15 protein-coding genes and 1 pseudogene are annotated in these 20,986 nt (G+C 70.8%); 6 read left to right on the top strand and 10 right to left on the bottom strand.

Annotation, left to right across the window (positions count from 1 at the left end; translation table 11 throughout):
- The first annotated feature begins 19 nt into the window (after positions 1 to 19).
- The 5 genes from F6W97_RS25245 to F6W97_RS25225 all read left to right on the top strand — a co-directional run bounded on the left by F6W97_RS25245 (position 20) and on the right by F6W97_RS25225 (position 5,229).
- The gene (locus F6W97_RS25245) at positions 20 to 2,269 is read left to right on the top strand and encodes a tetratricopeptide repeat protein (RefSeq protein ID WP_155372865.1); all 2,250 of its coding nucleotides are present in this window, start codon (positions 20 to 22) and stop codon (positions 2,267 to 2,269) included.
- Complete coding sequence (locus tag F6W97_RS40900) at positions 2,193 to 2,942, top strand: hypothetical protein (protein ID WP_230686992.1); 750 nt, start codon at positions 2,193 to 2,195, stop codon at positions 2,940 to 2,942. Before F6W97_RS25245 ends, F6W97_RS40900 begins: the two co-directional genes overlap by 77 nt.
- Positions 2,943 to 3,001: 59 nt before the next feature.
- Positions 3,002 to 3,394: a VOC family protein gene (locus F6W97_RS25235; RefSeq protein ID WP_155372864.1), complete on the top strand. Its 393-nt coding sequence runs from the start codon at positions 3,002 to 3,004 to the stop codon at positions 3,392 to 3,394.
- A gap of 121 nt (positions 3,395 to 3,515) precedes the next feature.
- Positions 3,516 to 4,022, top strand: coding sequence for an NUDIX hydrolase (locus F6W97_RS25230; RefSeq protein ID WP_155372863.1), 507 nt, complete (start codon positions 3,516 to 3,518; stop codon positions 4,020 to 4,022).
- Between the two features lie 403 nt (positions 4,023 to 4,425).
- Positions 4,426 to 5,229 carry a class I SAM-dependent methyltransferase gene (locus F6W97_RS25225; RefSeq protein ID WP_155372862.1) on the top strand — a complete coding sequence of 268 codons (804 nt, stop codon included), beginning with the start codon at positions 4,426 to 4,428 and terminating at the stop codon, positions 5,227 to 5,229.
- A gap of 120 nt (positions 5,230 to 5,349) precedes the next feature.
- On the opposite strand, the gene F6W97_RS25220 is transcribed toward F6W97_RS25225, so the two are convergent.
- The 6 genes and pseudogenes from F6W97_RS25220 to F6W97_RS40895 form a co-directional block, all read right to left on the bottom strand.
- Positions 5,350 to 5,613 (bottom strand): YciI family protein, encoded by a 264-nt coding sequence (locus tag F6W97_RS25220; RefSeq protein ID WP_230686941.1) that lies wholly within the window; start codon positions 5,611 to 5,613, stop codon positions 5,350 to 5,352.
- 97 nt (positions 5,614 to 5,710) lie between these two features.
- Positions 5,711 to 6,640, bottom strand: a complete 930-nt coding sequence (locus F6W97_RS25215) for a ceramidase domain-containing protein (protein WP_196279302.1) — start codon at positions 6,638 to 6,640, stop codon at positions 5,711 to 5,713.
- Positions 6,641 to 6,844: 204 nt separating this feature from the next.
- Positions 6,845 to 7,009 (bottom strand): annotated as a pseudogene (locus F6W97_RS25210) (helix-turn-helix domain-containing protein); the annotation flags it as partial.
- A 260-nt stretch (positions 7,010 to 7,269) separates the two neighbouring features.
- Positions 7,270 to 8,298 (bottom strand): enediyne biosynthesis protein, encoded by a 1,029-nt coding sequence (locus tag F6W97_RS25205; RefSeq protein ID WP_330164984.1) that lies wholly within the window; start codon positions 8,296 to 8,298, stop codon positions 7,270 to 7,272.
- Positions 8,295 to 10,253, bottom strand: a complete 1,959-nt coding sequence (locus F6W97_RS25200; protein WP_155372859.1) for a CRTAC1 family protein — start codon at positions 10,251 to 10,253, stop codon at positions 8,295 to 8,297. Before F6W97_RS25200 ends, F6W97_RS25205 begins: the two co-directional genes overlap by 4 nt.
- A gap of 281 nt (positions 10,254 to 10,534) precedes the next feature.
- Positions 10,535 to 11,197, bottom strand: a complete 663-nt coding sequence (locus tag F6W97_RS40895; RefSeq protein ID WP_230686940.1) for a MerR family transcriptional regulator — start codon at positions 11,195 to 11,197, stop codon at positions 10,535 to 10,537.
- 754 nt (positions 11,198 to 11,951) lie between these two features.
- Between F6W97_RS40895 and F6W97_RS25190 the strand changes: the two genes are divergently transcribed.
- Positions 11,952 to 12,722: a helix-turn-helix domain-containing protein gene (locus tag F6W97_RS25190; protein ID WP_155372858.1), complete on the top strand. Its 771-nt coding sequence runs from the start codon at positions 11,952 to 11,954 to the stop codon at positions 12,720 to 12,722.
- Between the two features lie 136 nt (positions 12,723 to 12,858).
- Here the strand turns inward: F6W97_RS25190 and F6W97_RS25185 are convergent, their stop codons facing one another.
- From F6W97_RS25185 to F6W97_RS25170, 4 genes are read right to left on the bottom strand one after another with little or no spacing between them, the layout of a single operon-like run.
- Positions 12,859 to 14,220 carry a cytochrome P450 gene (locus F6W97_RS25185; protein WP_155372857.1) on the bottom strand — a complete coding sequence of 454 codons (1,362 nt, stop codon included), beginning with the start codon at positions 14,218 to 14,220 and terminating at the stop codon, positions 12,859 to 12,861.
- Positions 14,217 to 14,738 carry a flavin reductase family protein gene (locus tag F6W97_RS25180; RefSeq protein WP_155373119.1) on the bottom strand — a complete coding sequence of 174 codons (522 nt, stop codon included), beginning with the start codon at positions 14,736 to 14,738 and terminating at the stop codon, positions 14,217 to 14,219. The genes F6W97_RS25185 and F6W97_RS25180 overlap by 4 nt, the downstream gene beginning before the upstream one ends.
- Positions 14,739 to 14,765: 27 nt before the next feature.
- Positions 14,766 to 15,206, bottom strand: coding sequence for an acyl-CoA thioesterase (locus F6W97_RS25175; protein ID WP_155372856.1), 441 nt, complete (start codon positions 15,204 to 15,206; stop codon positions 14,766 to 14,768).
- A complete protein-coding gene (locus tag F6W97_RS25170) occupies positions 15,206 to 20,980 on the bottom strand; it encodes a type I polyketide synthase (protein WP_155372855.1) in 5,775 nt (1,924 codons plus the stop codon). The genes F6W97_RS25175 and F6W97_RS25170 overlap by 1 nt, the downstream gene beginning before the upstream one ends.
- Between the last annotated feature and the right edge of the window lie 6 nt (positions 20,981 to 20,986).

Raw genomic sequence — 20,986 nt, 5'->3', positions numbered from 1 at the left:
ACCGGATAGTGTGGCCTATGTGGACGAACGCTCGCGCCCGGTCGCGCGGTTCTGTGCGGATCTGCGGGTCCGCTGGCAGGCCTCAGGCAGGGACCTGCCGAGCATCGCCCGGCAGGTCCGCATCAGCCGTGCCCAGCTCTACGCGATCCTCAACGGGGAGATCAAACGACCGCCGGACTTCGAGGCACTCGTGCGCCCGTTCGTACTCGCCTGCGGGGCGAACGAAGCGGAACTCGCCGACTGGCGTCGCCGCCACGACGTCCTCGTCGGTGTCCACGACGGGTTGAAGCAACAGGGCAACCTCCGGTCGGCCGCCCCGAACCAGCTGCCGGCGATGAGCGGCAGCTTCGTCGGCCGGTCCGCCCTGCTCACGACGCTGGGGTCCGCGACCGGGCCCGTCGTCGTCGTGACCGGGCCACCGGGGATCGGCAAGACGGCACTGGTCGTGCACTGGGCGTACGGCCAGTCCGCGTCGTTTCCCGACGGCCGCCTCTACGCCGACCTGCGCGGGTATGCCCGCGACGGCGACGCCGTCGACCCGGCCCACGCCATCCGCGGCTTCCTCGACGCGCTGGAGGTGCCCGCGCGGGAGATCCCCGCAGACCCGGCCGCGCAGGCAGCCCGCTTCCGCAGCCTGGTCGCCGACCGCCGCCTGCTCATCGTCGTAGACAACGCCCGCGACGCCGACCAGGTGCGCCCCCTGCTCGCCGGCGGCCCCGGTGTGCGCACGGTCGTGACCAGCCGCAGCCCGCTGACCGCGCTGGTCGCCGAGTACGCCGCCACACCCGTCGCCGTCGACCTGCCCTCCGAGGCCGAAGCCGTCGCACTGGTCCGGGCCCGCCTCGCCGACCCGGCCGACGATGACACGGCCGCCGACGCCGTCGCAGCATGCGGACGCCTGCCGCTGGCGCTGGCGTTGACCGCCGCCCGGGTACGCCAGACCGGGTTCCCGCTGGCGGCCGCCGCCGCCGAACTGCGCCGCGCAGGCTCACGCACCCACGACGACCTGCGCACCGTCTTCTCCTGGTCGTACACGGCGGTCAGCCCGCCCGCCGCGAGGCTGTTCCGGCTGCTCGGCCTCACCGCCGGGCCCGACATCGCCGCGGACGCGGTCGCCGCCCTCGCCGGAGCCCACGACGCGCGAGCCGAACTCGACGAGCTGGTCGAGGCCGGGCTGATCGTCGAACACCGCCCCAACCGGTACCTGCTGCACGACCTGCTCCGCGAATACGCCCACGAGCAGGCCCGCGCCACCGACACCGACGACGGGCGACGCGATGCGCTGACCCGCCTGCTCGACCACTACACCCGTACCGCGCACGAAGCCGACCGCGTCCTGAACCCCGTGCGCCCGGCGATCCCACTGCCCGTGCCGCCGCCCCCGGGCAGCCGCCGGCCGGACTACAAGACCGCGCTGACCTGGCTGGAGAACGAACGCTCGGTGTTGATGGCGACCCTGCGCCAGGCTCGCGACGACGGCCTCGACCGGCATGCCTGGCAGCTCGGCTGGGCCCTGGACACGTTCCTGTACGAGCAGCACCGCTGGGACGACGAAGGCGCGGCCTGGGCGGTGGCGTTGCGGGCGGCGACCGCGTCGATGGACGACGCCGCGGCCGCCCACGCCCACCGGTTCCTCGGCGCCGTCGCCGGACGCCTGAACCGCTTCGCCGACGCGTACGCGCACATGCACGAATCCATGCTGCTGTGCCGGGCCGCCGACGACCGCCCCGGCGAAGCCGAGACCGAATTCGTGCTGTCGTACGTGTGTTTCCTGCAAGGCGACATCGTGAAAGCGCTCGCCCACGTCGAACGGTCGTTGGAACTCTGGACGGGCCTGTCCGACGCCAGCTGGACCGGCCGGGCAGCCAACGCCGTCGGCCTCTACCACGCCTTCCGCGGCGACGCGGCGACCGCGATCCGGTTCTTCCGGCAAGCCGCGCAACACCAGCATCTGGCCGACGACCTCGCCAACGAGGCCATCAGTCTCGACAACCTCGGCAAGGCCCACCACGCGCTCGGCGCGTACGCCGCAGCCGTCGAACAGTACGACATCGCCCGTGACCTGGCCCGGCACCTTGACGACCCCATCCTCGACGCGCAGGTTGCCGACCACGCAGGCGATGCCTTCCAGGCGCTCGGCGATCACGCCACCGCCCGCGAACGCTGGGAGCACGCGTACAAGCTGTTCGCCGATGCCGGGCATCCGGTGGCGCACGACGTCGTCCGCAAGCTCGCCGTACCGCAACCGGGCTCCCTCGATCACCGCTGATGGTGAGACGCTGTCCGCCGTGACGGGACGAGAAGAGATCGAGGCCGGGCGTCGGACCTGGGCGACCACGCTCGAACAGGCGAAGCAGGAGTTCCGTGCGCAGACGGCGGCGGCCTATCCGGTCGAAGGACCATGGGACGGGCTGGCCTACTGGGACCCGCTGCCGGCTGCTCGAGAGCTCTCTCGGTCGATCTACGGCCAACATGAGCTGGACGTGGGCGTCGGGCGCTGGAAGGACCGCAGCAGGATCAACGTTCCGGGCCCGTTCTACGCGGGTGTCACCGACGACGGCTTGAACGGCCCCTACTACCTGCCCGAACTCGTTCTGCTCAGCGACCTGCGCCACGAGTGCGTCTTCCGGCAGCCCGCGAATTTGCGCGAGGTCGCGGCACTGATCCTCATCGCGGGCGGCGAACCTTTCGGGGGCTACGCCTGCGACGGCGACCAGCACTGGACCCCGGAATCGGTCCGACAGTGGTGGGCCGACCGTGCGTTCGTCCGCGACTGGATCGCCGCCGAACTGGCCGACGCCGGCAGCGACAACGAACCGGAAGCCCTGCATGCCTACGCCGCGTACCTGGACGACGGCCTGGAGGACCACCTGCGCGGCTACCTGTTCTGGTTGATCGAGGGCCGCGAGCCGAGGATCGGTGAGCGGCTCCCCAACGTGTGAGCAGCTGGTACTGACGCGCCGCCTTGACAGGCAAGTGACGGCTTGCCTAACGTACGGTCATGACCGCTGCCGAGACCACGCTCACCCCGTTCCTGATGTTCGAAGGCGCCGCCACCGAGGCCATGAACTTCTACGTCTCCCTGTTCGACGACGGCGAGGTCCTCACCGTGACGCCGCACCCGGGCGAGCAGGGCGGCATTCAGCTGGCCGAGTTCAAGGTGGCCGGACAGCGGGTGCTGTGCAGCGACAGCTCCGTCAGCCACGCGTTCACCTTCACGCCGTCGCTGTCGCTGTTCGTGCAGTGCAAGGACGACGCCGAACTCACCCACCTGCATGCGGCGCTCGCCGACGGCGGCCAGGAACTGATGCCGCTCGCCGACTACGGCTTCAGCACCCGTTTCGCCTGGGTCAACGACCGCTTCGGGGTGTCCTGGCAGCTCAATCTGCCGTGATCGCAGCCCGGGACCGGCCGTTCGCGCCGAGAACGGCGTTCATAGTCATCGCCCGATCTCACGGTTGCTAGTCTGCGGCGGTGCCGATCGTCATCCGCCTCGCCACCGCATCCGATATGCCATGACACCGAACCTGCGCCGCGCCGTCCGCGCGGTCATCCTTGATGAGGACGACCGCATCCTGCTCTGCCGGTTCGACTTTCCTCACCCGGCGGTGCCAGCGCAAGCGAAGGCCGTTTGGGCGGCGCCAGGCGGCGGCATCGAACCCGGTGAGGACCCGCTGACGGCTCTGCGCCGTGAACTGCGCGAGGAGACCGGTCTGGCGATCACCGCCGATCCACCGCACATCTGGCACCAGGAAATCTCGGCCGCCGACCATCCGCGGGGCTCCGGCGGCATCATCAACGACTACTTCCTCATCCGCACGAACAACTTCCAGCCCCGCGGCGAGCTGACAGACGACCAACTGGCCGCAGCGGAGTACCTGGCCGCGTTCCGCTGGTGGCGGCTCTCGGAAATCGCCGGCTGTAGGGGATCTGAGCTGTTCTCGCCCCGCGACCTCATCACGCCCTTGACATCGCTGCTCGCAGCGGGAACTCCGGACCGGCCGGTCCGACTCGGCCTCTAGGAAGTTCCGGGTGTGGGTCACCCGCACTGTGATCAACCGCGTATGAACTTGTCAGCGGGGTGCCGGACCGGTGCCTGCCCTGCACCGGTCGCGGGCATCGTCCGCAAGTTCCCCACCTTCGGGTCGAGTCCGGGGCGGCCCGGTCGCGGGAAGTAGTTGCGTTCGGTCTGCGCCGGGATTTCGCGGCCGGCTCGTGAATGTCGGCGTCAGCCGTCGTTCCTCCAGAGACCCCGTGTCGACCCCACGATTTGAGCTGATCCAGATATGGCATCAGTCAGCTTTCTCCGGACAAGGCCGAGATAATCCATCATGTGCACCAGCGCGGCCGGGATGGGATGCCCTGATCCGCCGGAACGGTGCACACCCACCGCACGACGCATCACCGACGCGGCCGGGAGCATGCATGGCCGACTGGGACGGCGCTGGTTACGCGCACATCAGCGGGCTGCAGCGGGCGATGGCGACCGCCGCCCTCGAATCCGTCGCGGTCCTGGGCACCGAGCGGGTGCTCGATGTGGGCTGCGGCGACGGCTACGTGACCCGGCTGCTCGCGGCCCGGGTGCCGGCAGGGTCCGTCCTCGGCGTGGATCCGTCGCCGCGCATGATCGAGGCCGCCCACGCTGCCGACGACCAGCTGACCAACGTGTCGTTCGAGGTCGGCGACGTCACCACCATGGCGTACGGGCCGGACTTCGACCTGGTGGTCTCGTTCAACGCGCTGCACTGGGTGGCCGACCAGCAGACCGCTTATCGCCACATCGCGGCGGCGCTGAACCCCGGCGGGCGGGTGCTCGTACAGTTCGTCTGCCACGGTTCCCGCCCGAGCGTCGAGCGCGTGGCGATGGCGATGACGCGCGATCCGCGCTGGGCGTCCGCGTTCACCGGTTTCACACCGCCCTACCTGCACATCGACCCTGATGAGCTGCCCGCGATCGCGGGCAGCGCGGGTCTGCGGGTCGTAGAGCAGCAGGTCGTCGACCGGGAGTGGGACTTCGGCTCACGTGAGCGGTTCGCGCAGTGGTGCGCGGTCGGGTTCTCGGACTGGGCGAAGCGACTGCCGGCGGCGGAGGTCGCCGCGTTCGTGGACACCGTCGTCGACCGGTACCAGGCGGTCGTCGGCCGACCGGGCTTGTTCCGGTTTCTGCAGTTGCGGGCTGAGCTGCGGCCGAGCACCGGACAGGTCACCACGCCGGGCGGGCCGGGCTGACCTCAGGCCGTTGCCGGTGCGGCGACGCGTGGGCCGCACCTGGGTCTTCCGGGTGCGGCCCACGCGTCGCCTGCCACGAGCGGACAGCAGCGGGCGAGGAGGCCTATGTCCACCGGCTGCTCAAGCGGTCGGTGGACGTTGCGCGTGGACCCGGAACCGGCGCACCTCCTGCGGCCAGCCGCAGGCGACCGCGATCCTCGCCGCCCACAGTCGCGCCGCGTCCTCGTCGGCCACGTCCACGACGGCGAAGCCGCCGAGGTGCTCCTTGGACTCGACGAACGGACCATCGGTGAACAGCGGCGTGCCGCTCGACGCGTCGACGCTGAACACGGGGGCGGTGTCGTCCAGACCGCCGGTGAAGACCAGGACCCCAGCGGTCTTCATCTCCGCCACCAGCGCCATGCGACCTCGGACTTCTCGCGCAGGCCCTCGACCGTCTGGTCGGGCACCCACTCGTCGTTGAACGCGATGAGATACTCGGTCATGTCTCCTCCTCTGCCGGAGTGACCGCCGCGGCCACCCTCCACCTTCTCCACGAACGACGAGGGCCTGATCCGACACGGGCGACGGGACCCGCTCCTGGCTTTCGCCTCGGATCTTCCAGGGAGGACCGCCCCTGGCGCGGACCGTCGGCGACCTCTTCGCCGGCGTAGTACCGGTAGAGGAAGTACACCGACACCGCGCACAGGATGTGCCAGGCCGCATGACCTTGGATGAGCGAGTGCGGGTCACACAGCCACACCTTGCCGACGTTCCAGATGACGAATGCGGCCAGCATCGATGCCAGCGAGGTGAGCGCGTAAGGGATGCGGGCGCGGACTTCGCGCCGACGGATGATCAGCACCTCGATGGTGATCGCCGCGACGAGCAGGAACGCGAACGCGGCGTTGCCAGAGTGCATAACCACAGCCAGCTCCCCTCGCCACAAGCCGACCAGCTCGCAGAATGCCAGTGCGGCGACGAACGCCGCCCCGAACAGCCGCACGTTGCCGCGAAGCCATCTCATCGCGGCGTACGCGACGGCGAAGGACGCGACGAGGTACATGCTCGACATGTCGAGGTGCCCGCCGACCGTGGACTGCGTGGCGTGCATCGCGGCGCTACCCGGTCCGAGCAGGACCACCAGGCAGGCCATGAACGTGGCCAGATACCGGTGCGCGGCCAGGCCCTTGCCGGCCTCGCCCGGTACACCGGCGTGCCAGGCGATCAGCAGACCGGCCACGACGAAGCCTGCATTGCTGAACGTATTGGCCGGCTGTCGGACCGTCCATCCGTTCGGTGCTTCGCAGAAGTTCGCACCGCGGCCGACGTCAGGGCCGAGCCAGCCGAACCAGATCGACAGAGCCAGCAGGGCACACGAAGCGATCGCGGTCGTTGCGGCGATAAGGATCGGCGTGCGGTCACGAGGCATGGGGCTCACCGTCCCGATCCTGCCCACAGGCGAGAAGGTGCTCGATGCACGGCAGCGCCCGCCCGCCACCGATTCTCCGATGGATCGCAGGTCCGGCGGAGTTCTCGGCCGGGTCTTCGGCGCTGTTCACCGCTGGAGAGTAATGCCGGTTCGACCGGAGTCGACGGTCGGCTACCCGGTCGGCCCACGGCGGCGAACAAGTGCTCAGCGGCGTCCTCGCCGAGCGCCGCGGTAGTGGCCGGGTGTGCTGGCGTACTCGCGCCGGAAGGCCTTGGCGAACGCGAGCGCGGAGCCGTACCCGATGGCGGCAGCCAACTGGTCGAGGGTCTTGTCGGTGTCGCGGAGCAGCCGCGCGGCGGTGGTCATCCGCCAGCGTGTGAGGTCTTCGCCCGTTGACGGCCGGCGCCGCTGCCCACCGGTCGGGCAGAGCGTCGCACACGTCCGGGGGCGTGTGTCGGGCTCGGTGGGACCGTCCCGGAACGTTTTCTCCGCTCACGCCATCGTCCAGGCGTGGTGGGCGGCCGAGCGACACCACGCTCGGCATGAACTCGTGGTCGGTGATGTCGCGTCTGACGAGAGGAGCCCGGTGGCGGGTCGCGCACGACCTGCCACCGGGCTCCGGGACGGGATCAGCCGGTGGCAGCCGGCCTCGGCGTGCCCGCCACGCTTGCCTGCCGCCGTTCCAGCAGCGACCTGCCCCACCAGAACATGCCGCGAGCCAGGCACACGATCGTGACCGCGAAGAAGAGCGTGTAGACGATGTTGAACTGCATGAGCACGCCGTACACCATGGCCACGCTCGAGCCGAACATGAACTGCCACTTGAACGGCGTCGGCGTCGTGCCCGGGTCGGTGATCATGTAGTTGGTGAACAGGACGAACGCGACGCCGGTCATCACCGCCAGCGACGCCCACAGGGCGACGTCCCAGATCCAGTGCCGGATCAGCGCCTGGATGACGAAGGCGCCCAGCCAGCCGACGATGAGGCCCACCTTCTTGGTGAGCATCGCGTTGAGCACCGTGCCCGCGGTGAGGATGATCAGCGGGACGGCGATACGGATCATGTCCGGCACGTTCTCGGTGAAGTGGTAGGGCGGGGCGACGTTGACCCACGAGAACGCCAGCAGGGTGATGGTGATGCCGAAGTTCGACGGGTTCATGAAGTGCCGCATCCGGCCCTTGATCGGCGCCTGGAGCACCGCCTTCTGGCCGATCGCGACGACCACGGCGAAGGCGATGGGCCAGAACACGTCGTTGGCGTAGAGCAGCATGTTCGCCGCCAGCGCCGTGATGTGGGTCGGCAGCAGGAACGTGTAGACGCCCCAGACGCCGTGCCCGCGGAAGCCCACCGGCCGCCGCTGCGCCCAGGCCGCGACGAGCTCGATCACGATCTCGGTGGTGTAGCCGACGGCCAGCGCGAACAGTGGCCATGTCCAGGGCTGCTCGAAGCCGAGCACCGTGTACCCGAGGATGTTGAAGACGCTCATGGAGATGGCGAAGTTGCGCAGTGCCTTGTAGCGGGGGTCGGCGTTGTCGACCCGGGCCGCCTTCGTCGCCGGCGCGGTGCCGGCGGCGGTTGCCGTGTCGGTGCGGGCCTGCTGCCCGGGGGATCTGCGGACCGTGATGGATGGCGTGGCCACCCGTTCGACGTGGGTCATCGCGACGGCACCTCCTGGGCCTTGTCGGTGAGCATGATGTCGTGCCAGCCCGCGGCCAGGTCCAGCTGCTGGCGGTGGACCGCGCCGTCCAGTGAGCGCCAGCACAGCTCGACCGAGACCGGCTTGCCGCCGGCCTGGCCGAGGCCGAAGAACACGTCGAAGCTGCGCTTGCCGGAGTGGCCGCCACCGCCGTCTAGCTGTGCGACGCGGGTGCTGCCGTCGGCCATGGTCACCTTCGCGACGGCGCCGTAGGCAGGGGTGCCGATCGGGCCGCCGGGCGCGCCGGACGTGACCGGGCGGTGCAGCCTCAGGCCCAGGAAGTCACCCTGCGCGGCGCCGGTGTTGCGGTAGTAGACCGGGGGTCCCCACTGCCGGGCCACGGCGAAGTCCTGGCGTCCGTCGCCGTTGGTGTCGGCGACGGCGATCCCCCGGCTCGGGGTCGTGTCGGTCATGCCGAGGTCGGCGCTGATGTCGACGAACTTCTCGCCGTCCTCGCGGACCCAGAACGCGAACGGCTGTGAGCCGGAGATGTCGTCGCCGGGCTCGGCCTTGGGCCACATGTCGGGTTCGCGCAGCAGCAGGTCGTTGGTCATCGCCAGTTCCTGCAGCCAGTTGAACCGGTTGATCTTGCCCTTCACGAAGCCGACCGCCTGCACGAGCGCGACCTGGCCGCTGTTGTCGAAGTCGGCCATCTTCGCGTCCCAGCCCCAGCCGATCCAGGCCATGTTCATCTTGGCGGCCTGGTTGCGGAACGGGGCCTCGCCGTCGGCCATGCGGCGCCGGGCCTCTTCCGGGTCGGCGGCGTCGTTGCGCCACACCATGTTGCTCTCCTCCAGGCCCCAGCTGGAGGTGATGTTGCTGACGAACATGTCGAACCGTCCGGTGCCCGCGAGGTCGCCGAACTCGATCGACATGCCCTTGAACGAGTCGTGCCCGACCACGAGCGACTTCGGGTCCAGCGGTCCGCGGCTGCCCTCTGCCAGCTCGAATCGGATCCGGCCCGGCGTGGAGGCGTTGTGGAAGAAGCGGTCGTTGCCGAAGTCGTTGGCCAGATACAGCTCCGGCAGCAGGTCACCGTCGAGGTCGGCCGAGGAGGCGCCCAGCGTCCAGCCGGTGGCGAACGCCGGGTCGATGGCCACCTGCTCCTCGAACCGGACGGAGGTCGCGTCGGCGCCCGTCCAGCGCAGCACGTGGGCGCCGCCCGCGTTCTGCGCCCGTGACATCGAGTGGTTCATCTGCACGATGGGCTGGCCCTGCGGGTCGAGCACCGCCGTGTCCGGGAAGTAGTTGAAGACGCCGATGTCGGGCCCGCCGTCGCCGTCGAAGTCCGCGACCGCGACCGCGTTGGTGTTCCACAGTTTGCCGTAGTAGACCCCGCTGGGCGAGGTCGGGCCGGGGATGAGCTCGGTCGGCAGGAAGCTGCGCATGCTCAGCGGCCCGGCCTGAGCGCGGTTGAGGAACAGCACCGGGGTGCGTCCCCAGTAGTAGACGAGGAGGTCGTGCCAGCCGTCGCGGTTGAAGTCGCCCGGGACGCAGCCCATCGGCGAGATCGTCTTGCCAGTGGGCAACGGGGACGGGTCGAGCACGAACGGCTGGTAGCTGTCGCCGCTGTCGGGGGCGGGGGTGACGATGGCGGCGTCGGAGCGGGTGTCGACCAGGCACAGGTCGTTGGGTCGCCCGCCGCCGTCGAGATCGTTGACGGCGATGGCGGCGCCGACGGACGAGATCCACGCCCGGATGTGCTGGTACTTGGGGTTGACCTCGCGCACGGTGCGTTGTGGCAGCCCGGGTGGCAGTGCGATGGGCAGTTCCCGGAACGAGAACCGGGACGCCAGTGACGCCCGGTCGGCGGCCGAGACCTCGGGAAGTTGTGCGACGACGAACAGCGTGCTGACCATGGCCAGCACGAGAGCCGCCGGGCTGAGCCGACGGAGCAGGCCGGGTGTTGGGTCCATGGAATCCCCTCGGTGGCAGCGCTCACCGCCCGAGCGCGACAACGCCGGGCGAGGAGACGGACTGGTTTTTTCTTGCCGTTGGCTACCGAGGCCGACAGAATTCTCGACGCCGTCCTCGACCTCGATATCGTGGCGTGATCCGGCGGGGCGTGTCTTCTCGGGGAATGCTCATACTGCGCTGAAGGAAGCGCCCGAGCACGATTGAAGAGGTCGCCGGGAATGCGGTCATCCCGGGATGCGCGAGGCGGCGGGGAACGTCACCCCGCCGAGCGGGAGTTTCCCTATCCCTTAGGCGCGAAAAGGGGCGCCGAAGCGCCCTGTCGGTTGCTGTCGGCGCGAGGTGCCAAATGATGACTGAAGGCCATCCTGCGCACGATGGAGAAGGCGACTTCGAACAGGACGATCCTGGCCACGATCGTCGCGGCGTCATCGATGGACTGCTGTCGGTCCACTTCCGCCGCGGTTATCCGGTCAGCCGCCTCGACATATGGCTCGAGCTCCTCGAGCAGGCCGGGCAGGCCCAGGTCCTCGAGCGTGGCGAGCACACGGACCAGGCTCTCGCGCTCGGGCGACCCCGTCGACAGCCGCCAGCCCATGCCGGCCAGGAAGCCGTCGACGCGGCGTTCGACGTCGGCGTACGCGGTCCGGCTGCCGGGTGGTACCGGGTACTCGGCCCGGAGCGCCTGGTTCACCACCTGGGCCAGGCCGGCCGGTGAGACGTCGTCGCCGTCGACGGCGGCCAGCACGTCGCGCACTGCGGCCAGGCTCATGTCACCGACGCCTGTCAGCAGCCGGATGAGGCGCAACCGGGCGAGATGGGCCTCGTCGTACTCGGCTTGGTTGCGCGCCGTCGGCACGCCGGGCGGTAACAGCTGTTCTCGTAGATAGAACTTGATGGTCGGGACCGAAACCCCACTCAGCCTGCTGAGGTGCGAAATCTTCATCGAACTCCGTCAGGTTGGAAACGCGGTCCATGGTTCCACATTGATCGAGACGGGGCAACCTTCGGGCCACCAGGCGCAGAGGCTTCGAAGCCCTGCTCAACTGGGGTTTCTTGCCCACCGACGGGCACCCGACAGGACGTCGGCGGGCCCGGCCCGACCGCGCGCCGTCGCGGCGTGCGGCCACCCGCGATGCCCGAAATATCGTTGTGTACGCACTCAACTACGGTGAGCGACTCTCGGAGAGCGCTCACCGTCGCACTTCAGCCCGTGTTCCGGCGCCCGCAGACGGGGTGCGAAGCCTTGTCGGCAGTTGCTATGAGTGACCGTAATGGATAGTGAATAGTGCCAACCGTGCCTCTCCAAATAGTTGCTTACTTGGCCGGGAAGCTACTGCCGGGTCACATTGAACGCGCTGGTGGGGTCCGTCCTTCGACCCTCGTGCGCGCACGCTGAACGATCTCGGCCGCACACGTTACGAGACGGGTGTTGTCCCGTGGATCACTTCTCCCTAACATCGACTTCGGTCACCCCCACCGGATGACCGAAGTGGAATCGACCGCACGGACGGCATCCCCGGCCATGTGGACAAGTTCCCCGGAGACGCACTCCGGAAATCGTTCAGCACGACGACAAATGCCCGATGCGCCAATGCGGTCGCGCCTATCACAGGCGTGCCCGAAAGCATTTGTCGACCCGTGCCGAGCGGTTTCCTGATGGCGCTGCGCCCTTCGACCCGAGGAGGCAGTGAGGTCCCATGAACACCCAGGCGGAAAGAGCTGTCGAGCGTGTCATCACCGTGATGCGCGACAACCTGGAAGAGCAAATGACGATAGACGACATGGCCCGCGTGGCCATGTTCAGCAAGTTCCACTTCTCCCGGATGTTCCAGCGAGTCACCGGCCTCTCGCCCGGAAGGTTCCTGTCCGCCCTGCGTCTTCAACAGGCCAAACAACTGCTGGTCACAACGTCGTTCAACGTCTCCGACATCAGCCTGCGAGTGGGCTACACCAGCGTCGGCACGTTCAGCACCCGGTTCACCCGCAGCGTCGGGCTTTCGCCCACGATCTACCGCCGCCAGCATGGCGTCACCCCCGAGATCCAGACCGGTGGGGCGTTCGTGCCGCCCGGCAAATTGGCCACGGTGCGGGGGATCGTCCGCCCGCACGACCCGGACCGGCGGGAGAGCATCTTCCTCGGCCTGTTCCGCGACCGCATCCCCGAGGGCAAACCGATCGCCTGCGCGGTGATGCAGGAGCCAGGGCCCTATCTGCTGGAGAACGTGCCACCCGGGATGTGGCATCTGCTGGCCCATTCGGTGCCCTTCGACACGGCCAGGCCCGACAGCGCCGACCGGCAGGTGTGCGTGGCCTCCCTCGGTCCGGTCACGGTCAGCCGCGACACGACCGTCGAGGGCGCCGACGTACAGCTCAAGCCGGTCCGTGCCCTGGACCCGCCGGTCCTGATGGCGCTGCTCGACGTCCGCACCGCCGCGCTGGCGCGTATCGCCGCCTCAGGCGCCGCCTGAGCCCGCCCCGCTCCGCCCTTCCCGCCGCAGCCCCCGCCCGCCCGGCGGGGGTTCCGTTTGCGGTGCGCCGGACGCGACCCGGACACGCCGGCGGGCTCGTGTCCGGGTTGGACACGAGCCCGCTGCCGCGCCCGGTTCAGGCGGCCGGGTCTACTGTCATCGGCAGGCCGCCGCGGATACGCAGCGACAGCATCGGCTCAGCCACCACCTGGCGGCCCGGGGCCAGCGTGAGACGCAGGTCGCGGGCCAGCATGGCGACCACGAACGTCGCCTCCATCATGCCCAGGTGGTTGCCGACGCAGAAGCGCGGGCCGGCGCCGAACGGGATGTAGGCGTATCTCGGCCGCTCCGACGGCAGCGACGGGTCGAACCGCGACGGGTCGAACCGGTCCGGCTCGTCCCAGAACCCCGGATGCCGGTGCAGCGTGTACGGGCTGATCAGCACATCGGCGCCGGCCGGCACGCGGTAGCCGCCGATCACGTCCTCGGCCAGCGACTTGCGTGGCAGCAGCCACACCGGCGGATAGAGCCGCATCACCTCCTCCACCACCATCGCCGTGTACCGCAGCCCGGCCAGGTCCTCGTACTGCGGCAGCCGGTCCCCGAGCACCGACACCGCCTCCTCGCGCAGCCGCTCACGCACCTGCGGATGCCGGTCGATGAGGTAGAGCGTCCAGCTCAGCGTGCTGGCCGTGGTCTCGTGCCCGGCCAGCAGCAGGGTCACCAGCTCATCGCGCAGCCGAACTCGCCCCACCTCCGGATCGGCCTCCTGGTCCGTGGAGACGATCAGGCGCGACAGGACGTCGTCCCGGTCGGCGACGCGGCTGCGCCGGCGGCTCACCAGCTCGTCGACCACGAGGCCCAGTTCCCGGCGGGCCCGCCGGAAACGCAGCTGGTGCGGCAGCGGCAACCAGGTCGGCACCGCGCTGAGCGTCTCCAGCTCGAACATCGCCTGGTCCTGCACCACCCCGAACATGGAGCCGATGTTGTCGAACTCGCCCAGGTCGGCGTCGAGTAGCGTACGGCCCAGCACCCCCAGCGTCAGGCCGGTCATCTCCTGCACCACGTCGACCGGGCCGCGGCCCTCGTAGGCCCGCAGCCGCTCCACGAGCGCGGCCCCCTCCTGCGCGAGCGCACCGGCCTGGGCCGCGATCCGCTTGCTCTGGAACGCCGGCTGGATGACCCGGCGCTGCTTGCGCCACAGCTCGCCCTCGCTGGTCAGCAGTCCGTCGCCCAGCGCGCGCCGGGCGTGGACCAGACCGATGCCCTTGTGGTAGTTGGCCGCGTTGTCGGCCAGCACATGCTTGGCGTGGTCGGGGTGGTTGAAGAAGTAGAGCGTCTTCGGGCCGACCGGCAGCTTGGCGGCGTCGCCGTACTCCTGCGCGGCCATGGTCAGCATCGCCAGCCGGTCACGGTTCATGATCGCCAGCTGACGCAGCGCGTCCGTACGCGGCGGGCCGGGCGGCGCCTGCCGGCGCCGCCCCACGGAGGTGGTCATGTGGTGGCCTCGCTTCGTTCGGATTCGACCTGCCGGAATCGGCCGTTCAGGAACAGCAGCGCCTGGTCGTCGGCGCAGCGGTGCAGCGAGACCGGCTCGGCGAGGAATATCGTGTGGTCCCCGCCCTCGTAGGTGCGCCGCACCACGCACTCGAAGTGTGCCAGTGCCCCGACGAGCAGGGGCGCCCCGGTGAGCTGGCCGCTCTGGCACGCCACCCCCGCGAACTGCTCCTGCCCCAGGGGCCGGTTGCGGTCAGCGAAGTAGCTGGCCAGCGGCCCCTGGTCCGCCGCGAGCACGGAGACGCCGAAGCTGCCCTGCTCGCAGAGGACGGCGTGCATGACCGCCTCGCGGCCGACGCAGATGAGCACCAGCGGCGGGTCCAGCGAGACGGTGGTGAACGAGTTGGCGGTCATGCCGTGCGGGGTGTCGCCACCGACGGTCACGACCGTGACGCCGGTGGCGAACGTCCCGAAGGCACGCCGCAGCACTTTGGTGTCCCCCGGTTCCCCGCGGGTCATCAATCGGGTGTTCACGTGCGTCTCCGATCACACTCGTGCGGCCGCGAGCTGGTATGGCTCCAGCGCGCGGACCAGCGGCTGCGGGACCCGGGCCGGCACCGTGCGCGTGTTGGGCCCGCGCATGCAGGCCACGCGCTGCCCGCCCCGGGCGATGAGCGTCTCGCCGTGCGGATCGAGGCGCACGTAGTCGAACCCGAACTGGATCTGCGTCTGCGCCAGCTCGATCAACCGCATCCGGATCGACAGCTCGTCGAAGGCGGTGATCTCGGCGAAGAACTCGCAGTCGACCTTGAGTGTGAACAGCTTCAGGTCGTCCTGGAGGTCGGCCAGCACCTCAGGGGCGCGGTCCTTGAGGAACATCTCCCGGCAGCGGCCCTGCCAGCGCAGGTAGTTCACGTAGTACACGTTGCCGACGATGTTGGTCTCCTCGAAGCCGACCGTGTGCAGGTACTCGAAGTAGTTGTCCATCAGTTGCGCCCTTCGGTCAGGATGGCGAGCACGACCGGGTCCGCCCACCCGCGCAGGGTGCAGACGAAGGTCGCGATCCGCAGCTCGCCGTAGGAGAAGAGGGTCCATCCGGGACGTGGCGACGGCAGCAGGGTCAGCGGACCCTGCGCCGGCTGCCCGGCCTTCTGCAGGCACTCCATCGCCGCCCACACCCGGGTCGAAGCCGTGTCGGCGTCCTCGGGCAGGGATTGGCCGGCCAGCCGTGCCAGGGTCGTGTGCGGGCCGAGCAGCCCCTGCCATTCCGCCTCGGCGCGTGCCCGCACCGGCTCGACGTCGCAGCCCAGCGCGCCGGAGCCGGTCACCGCGAGGGTGATCCCGGCGCCGTGGGCGCTGGACACGGCGTCGCTCTCGACGATCTCCGGACGGCCGTCGGGCCGGTACGCGACGGCGACCGGACCGGCGTGCGCCCGGCTCAGCGCCAGCGTGGTCGCCGCCCGCCGCCGGGCGAGGTGGTCGTCGCCGGCGACCGGGCCGTCCGGCTCCACCACCACCGCGACCTGGGCGCCGACCAGGTCCTGCAGTGAGCGCTCCAGGAACGGCCCGACCAGCGGCTCGCTCCAGGGGCCCCGCCCGTCGTTCTTGCGAACGGCGCGCAACCGCAGGCCCTCCCAGCGCTCCAGCACCCGCCCGGACTCGTCGCGCAGGGCGAGATCGTAGACGTAGGTGTCGCCGTCGCGCAGGCGCTCGAGGGCCGTGTAGCGCAGCACCGCGGCGTCGAACATCGCGTCACCGGCCGGGACCACCCGGTCGATGCCCTGCGGCAGCAGCGTCGCGTCGGGCACGCACACCTGGTTGCCGTGCATCATCGCGTCGCGTACGCCGGGATCGCCGAGCAGCAGGGTGGCGGGCAGGTAGTCGGCGAACCAGCCCGTGGCGCGGTCCGCCGCCAGGCCTGCGTCGACCCGCCGGGCCGCCGCGTGGTGGTACTGGCGCAGCCGCTGGAAGCGCCGCCCCTGGAACAGCACCGGCCCGTAGAGGTCGGTCTGCGGGTTCAGCACCACCTGGGGCAGCCCGTCCACCTGCTCCGGGGCGCCGTCTGCCGGCTCCGGCACGGTCAGCCGCAGCCGGGCACGGAAGTGGTCGGCGGCGAAGCCGGTCTCCTCGCTGTGGATCGCGACCTCGACGGTGTCCGTGCCGGTCACCACGGCGGCGATCCGGATCCGGGTGCTGCCGCCGGGCGGCACCACGATCGGGCGCAGGAACTGTGCCTGCTCCACCACCGGCGCGGTGTGCCGGCCGGTGACCGCGGCCGCGGCCTGCGCCATCGCCTCCATGCCGAAGACGGCGGGGAACAGCAGGTTCCCGTCGAGCCGGTGGTCGGCCAGGTACAGGTCGGTGCCTTCGCTCAGCTCCACCTCCGACACCAGCTCCACGCCGTGGTAGCGCACCAGTGGCCGCTCCACGAACCGCAGCAGCGGCAGCTCGGGCAGGTCGTAGCGAACCGTGTCGATGCCTTCGGTGCGCCCGCTGATCACGGTGACGGCGGGGGCGTCGGGGTCGGCCAGCAGCCGCCGCAGGATCGCGATGCCCTGCTCCGGGGTGACCGGCGTGATGCCGTCGCGGGTCAGCGACTCCACCACCGACAGGCGCTCACCCATGCCGACGCCCGACCAGACCGACCATTCCAGGCACAGGCTGCGGCAGTTCGGGAACTCCCGTCCCACCTGGACGGTCAGGTCCGCGAGCCACTCGTTGGCGGTGGCGTAGTGCGCCTCGCCGCGCAGGCCCGCCCGCCCGATGATGCTGCCGAGCGTCACCAGCAGCTTCAGGCGCTGCGGCTCGACCGCGGCCAGGACCGTGCGCAGCCCGGACACCTTCGGCGCGAACGTCGACCGGACAGCGGCCATGTCGACCCCGGTCAGTGCGGCGGGTTCGTTGCGTCCCGCCCCGTGCAGCACGGCCGTGACCGGGCCGAGGTCCTCGGCGATCCGGTGCACCGCCTGGGCGACCGAGGCGGTGTCGGTCACGTCGGCGCGCACGTAGGCGACCCGGATGCCCTGGGCCCGCATGCGGTCGAGGTTGGCCGCGAGCTCGGCGTCGTGGGCCGGGTCGGAGCGGCCCAGCAGGCCCAGCGCCGCGCCGCTGTCGACGGCCATGGCCAGCGCGCACTCGGCGGTGATGCCCTTGCCGCCGCCGGTGACCAGCAGCACGTCGGAGTCGTCGAGCGCGGCGGCGGTGCGCTCTGCCTCGATCGGCAGCGCCCGCAGGGTCGGCACCCGCCGTACCCCCTGCTCGTCGTAGTACGCCTCGGCGAAGCGGGCCGTGGCGGCCACCTCGGCGACCACCCAGTCGACGGCGTCCGGCCGGGCCGGCACGTGCACGATGGTGGTGCGCACGTGCGGCGCCTCCAGCTGCAGCGTCTTGGCCAGTCCGGCCGCGCCCCGGTCATGCTGGACCAGGACGAACCGGGTGTTGCCGCCGGCCAGCGCCGCCTTCGCACCGTCGAGCGCCAGCTCGATGTGCTGCTCGGTGCACTGCTCGGGCAGGCAGACCAGCACACCGGCGCCGAGCCCGGAGCGCTCCAGCTCCCGGCGCAGCGACGCGGCGAACGGGCTGCGCTCCTCCGCGAAGACCTGCCACTGCCCGCCTTCCTCGAGCGCGGCGCGCGCCGGGCGTGGCAGCTCGTCCAGGTCCAGCGCCCAGGCCCTGGCCCAGGGTGCCGCGCCGGCGACGAGCCGCTGCGGAGCGGCGTCGCCGGGCCGGGCGGTCTGGGCCAGTTCGTCCAGGGCGACGGCCAGCTCGGCCACCGTGGCGGTGGCGAAGTTGGTCGGCGCCTGGGCCGCGGGAACGCCGAGCCGCCCGGCGACCTCGTTGACGATCTGCCCGACGGTGATGGAGCTCAGGTGGAGGTCGTCGAGCAACCTGCTGTCCTGGCGGACCAGGTCCAGCGGCAGCTCGGCACGCGTGGCGGCGAGCCGGCGCAGCAGATCCAGCCCGGACTCGCCCTCGACGGCCTGCGCCGCGTCGGTCGCGCCGGGCGCCGTCACGGCCGCGCGGCGGCCGGCCGAGGTCACGGAGATGTCGGGAGCCGACTCGCACGGGCTGGCGAAGAACCTGAACTCTGTCCCGACCTGCAGCGGGCGCACCACACGACCCTGGAACAGGGCCGCGTCGACCTCGGCGGCGCCGAGCACGTACGCGGCCGCGACCACGCGCAGCACACCGGCCAGCGACTCGTCGTCGGTGTCCAGCGCGACGGCGGGCACGTCGGTGGCGGCGGCGGCCAGCCCGCTGAGCACCCGTCCCGGCCCCACCTCGACGAACAGGTCGACGTCCTTGGCCGCACGGGTCACCGCCTGGTGGAACACCACCGGGTCGGTGATCTGCCGGTGCAGCAGCGCCGGCACGTCGGTGTCGGCGGCGAGGATGTCGCCGGTGACGGTGGAGACCACGCGCCGGCTGACCGGCGTGAACCGCCGCGCCGCCAGCTCCTCGCCGAACGCGGCCGCGGCGGGGGCGACCAGCGGCGAGTGGAACGCGTGCGACACGGACAGCCGGGTGGCCGACAGGCCGTGCTCACGGGCCCGGGTGCACACCTCCTCGACGCCCTCGACGGTGCCGGTCACCACGGTCTGGTGCGGGCCGTTGTAGCCGCCGACCACCACGGGCAGCCCGGTGATCAGCTGGTCCACCAGTTCCGCGCCGGCGCTGATGCTGGCCATCGTGCCGGAGGAGCTGTGCCGGCGCATCGTCGCGCCGCGTACGCCCGCCACGTCGAGCAGGGTCTGCTCGTCCATCGCCCCGGCCCACTGCAGCGCGGTGATCTCGCCGAGGCTGTGGCCGACGGCGATACTCGCCTCCAGCCCGAGCGCGGACAGCACCCGCAGGCCGGCCAGCGAACCCGTGACGATGCGTGGCTGGGCCACCTCGGTGGCCACGGCGTCGGCGCCGACGGGCAGAGCCGCCCTGAGATAGGTCTCGTCCGCCTCGGCGAAACGCCGGCGCATGGCGCCGCCGCTGACGCCGCGCCCGGAACCTTGGCCCGGCAGCAGGAAACCGATCCGCCCCGGCCCGCTGACGTGGCCGAGGAAGCTGCGCCCGTCGGTGGCGATCATCGTGGTCTCGCCCGAGTCGAGCTTGGCGATCAGCCCCTCCAGCCGCGCGGTGGCGTCCTCGGGTGAGGTGACGACCACCGCGGCGCGGTAGGGCAGCTCGCGCAGCTCCTGGTGCAGCGTCGCGGCCAGGTCGGCGAGTTGCGCGTACGCGACGGTGGGCACGAACTCGGCCAGCTGCGTCAACCTGTCGCGCAGCTCGCCCGTCGAGGCGGCGTCCACCACGAGCAGTTCGGCGTCCTGCAGCGAGGCGGCCAGCGCCCGGGTGCGGGTGTCCAGCGTCGCCCGCCGGCGGGCGCCGGTGCCCTCCAGCACGATGTGGGTGTTGATGCCGCCGAAGCCCATCGCGGTGATCCCGGCCCGGGTGGGTGCGTTGGCGGGGAACGGCTCGGCCTTGCGCAGCACGCGCAGCTGGGCGTCGTCGGCGCCGAGCAGCTCGTGCGGGTCCACGCAGCCGATCGCGGGCGGGAGCACGTGCTGGTGCACGGCCATCGCGGCCTTGATGAGCCCGGCCACGCCGGCCGCGGCCTTGGTGTGGCCGATCATGCCCTTGATGGAGCTGATCGCCGCGGGGGCGGTCGCTCCGGCCGCCTGCCGGGCCAGCGTCAGCGCCTTGAGTTCGGTGGCGTCGCCGACGGCGGTGCCCGTGCCGTGGCCCTCGAAGAGGTTGACGGTGTCGATGCCGAACCCGGCCCGCTCGTAGGCCCGCCTCAGCGCGAGCTGGTAGCCGCTGACCTCGGGCCGGGTGATGCCGCCCTTGCCGTCGGAGGAGATGCCCCAGCCGGCGATCGTGGCGTAGACGCGGTGTCCGGCGGCCCGGGCCTCGTCCTCGCGCATCAGCACCACCATGCCGCAGCCCTCGCCCGGCCAGAACCCATTGGAGCCCTTGTCGTAGACCTTCATCTCGCCGGTGGCGAGCGCGCCGGTCTTGGCGAAACCGATGATCTCGAAGGGGTCGATGGACAGGTCCACGCCGCCCGCCACCACGACGTCCAGCTCGCCGTCGATCAGGCCCTTGCAGGCGGTCGCGACCGACAGCAGCGACGAGGAGCATGCGCCGTCGACGGTGTAGCCGCCGCCCTTGAGGTCGAAGTGGTTGCAGATCCGCCCGGCGATGGTGTTGGACAGGCCGCCGGCCAGCGTGTCCTCGTCGATCTCGGGGAACGGGCTCTTGAAGGTGGCCTCGAAGTCGTCCAGGAACGTGCCGAGCTGGTCGTCGTCCCAGTCCTGCTCCTTCAGCGCGGCCGCGACCATCCGCCGCACGAACGGCCAGCGCAGCCGCAGCTGGTTGGCACGGGAGAACTCGCCGGTCAGGCTGTTGCCGACGATGACGCCGGTGCGTTCGCGGGGCAGGCCCTCAGCCATCGGAAAGCCGGCGTCGGCCAGTGCCATGGCGGCCACGTCCAGGGCCAGCCAGTGGGTCAGGTCGGTGGAGCGGTACGTGCTGCCGGCCACCTTGTAGGCGATCCGGTCGAACTCGTACCCCTCGATGACGGCGGCGTTGCGGGCGTAGAAGCGGTCCGGCACGGACGGGTCGGCGTCGTAGTAGTCCGCCAGCCGCATCCGCACGTCGGGCAGCCGGCGGAAGGCACGGCGGCCGGAGACCGCGTTCTCCCACAGCTGCCGGGGGGAGGCCGCGTCCGGATACCGGCAGGCCATGCCTACTATGGCGATTCTGGTCATCGTTGA

This window comes from Catellatospora vulcania (genome assembly GCF_009720385.1).
Taxonomy (GTDB): Bacteria; Actinomycetota; Actinomycetes; order Mycobacteriales; family Micromonosporaceae; genus Catellatospora; species Catellatospora vulcania.
Note: the sequence above shows the minus strand (reverse complement) of the source record. Positions and strands in the feature narration are given on the sequence as shown.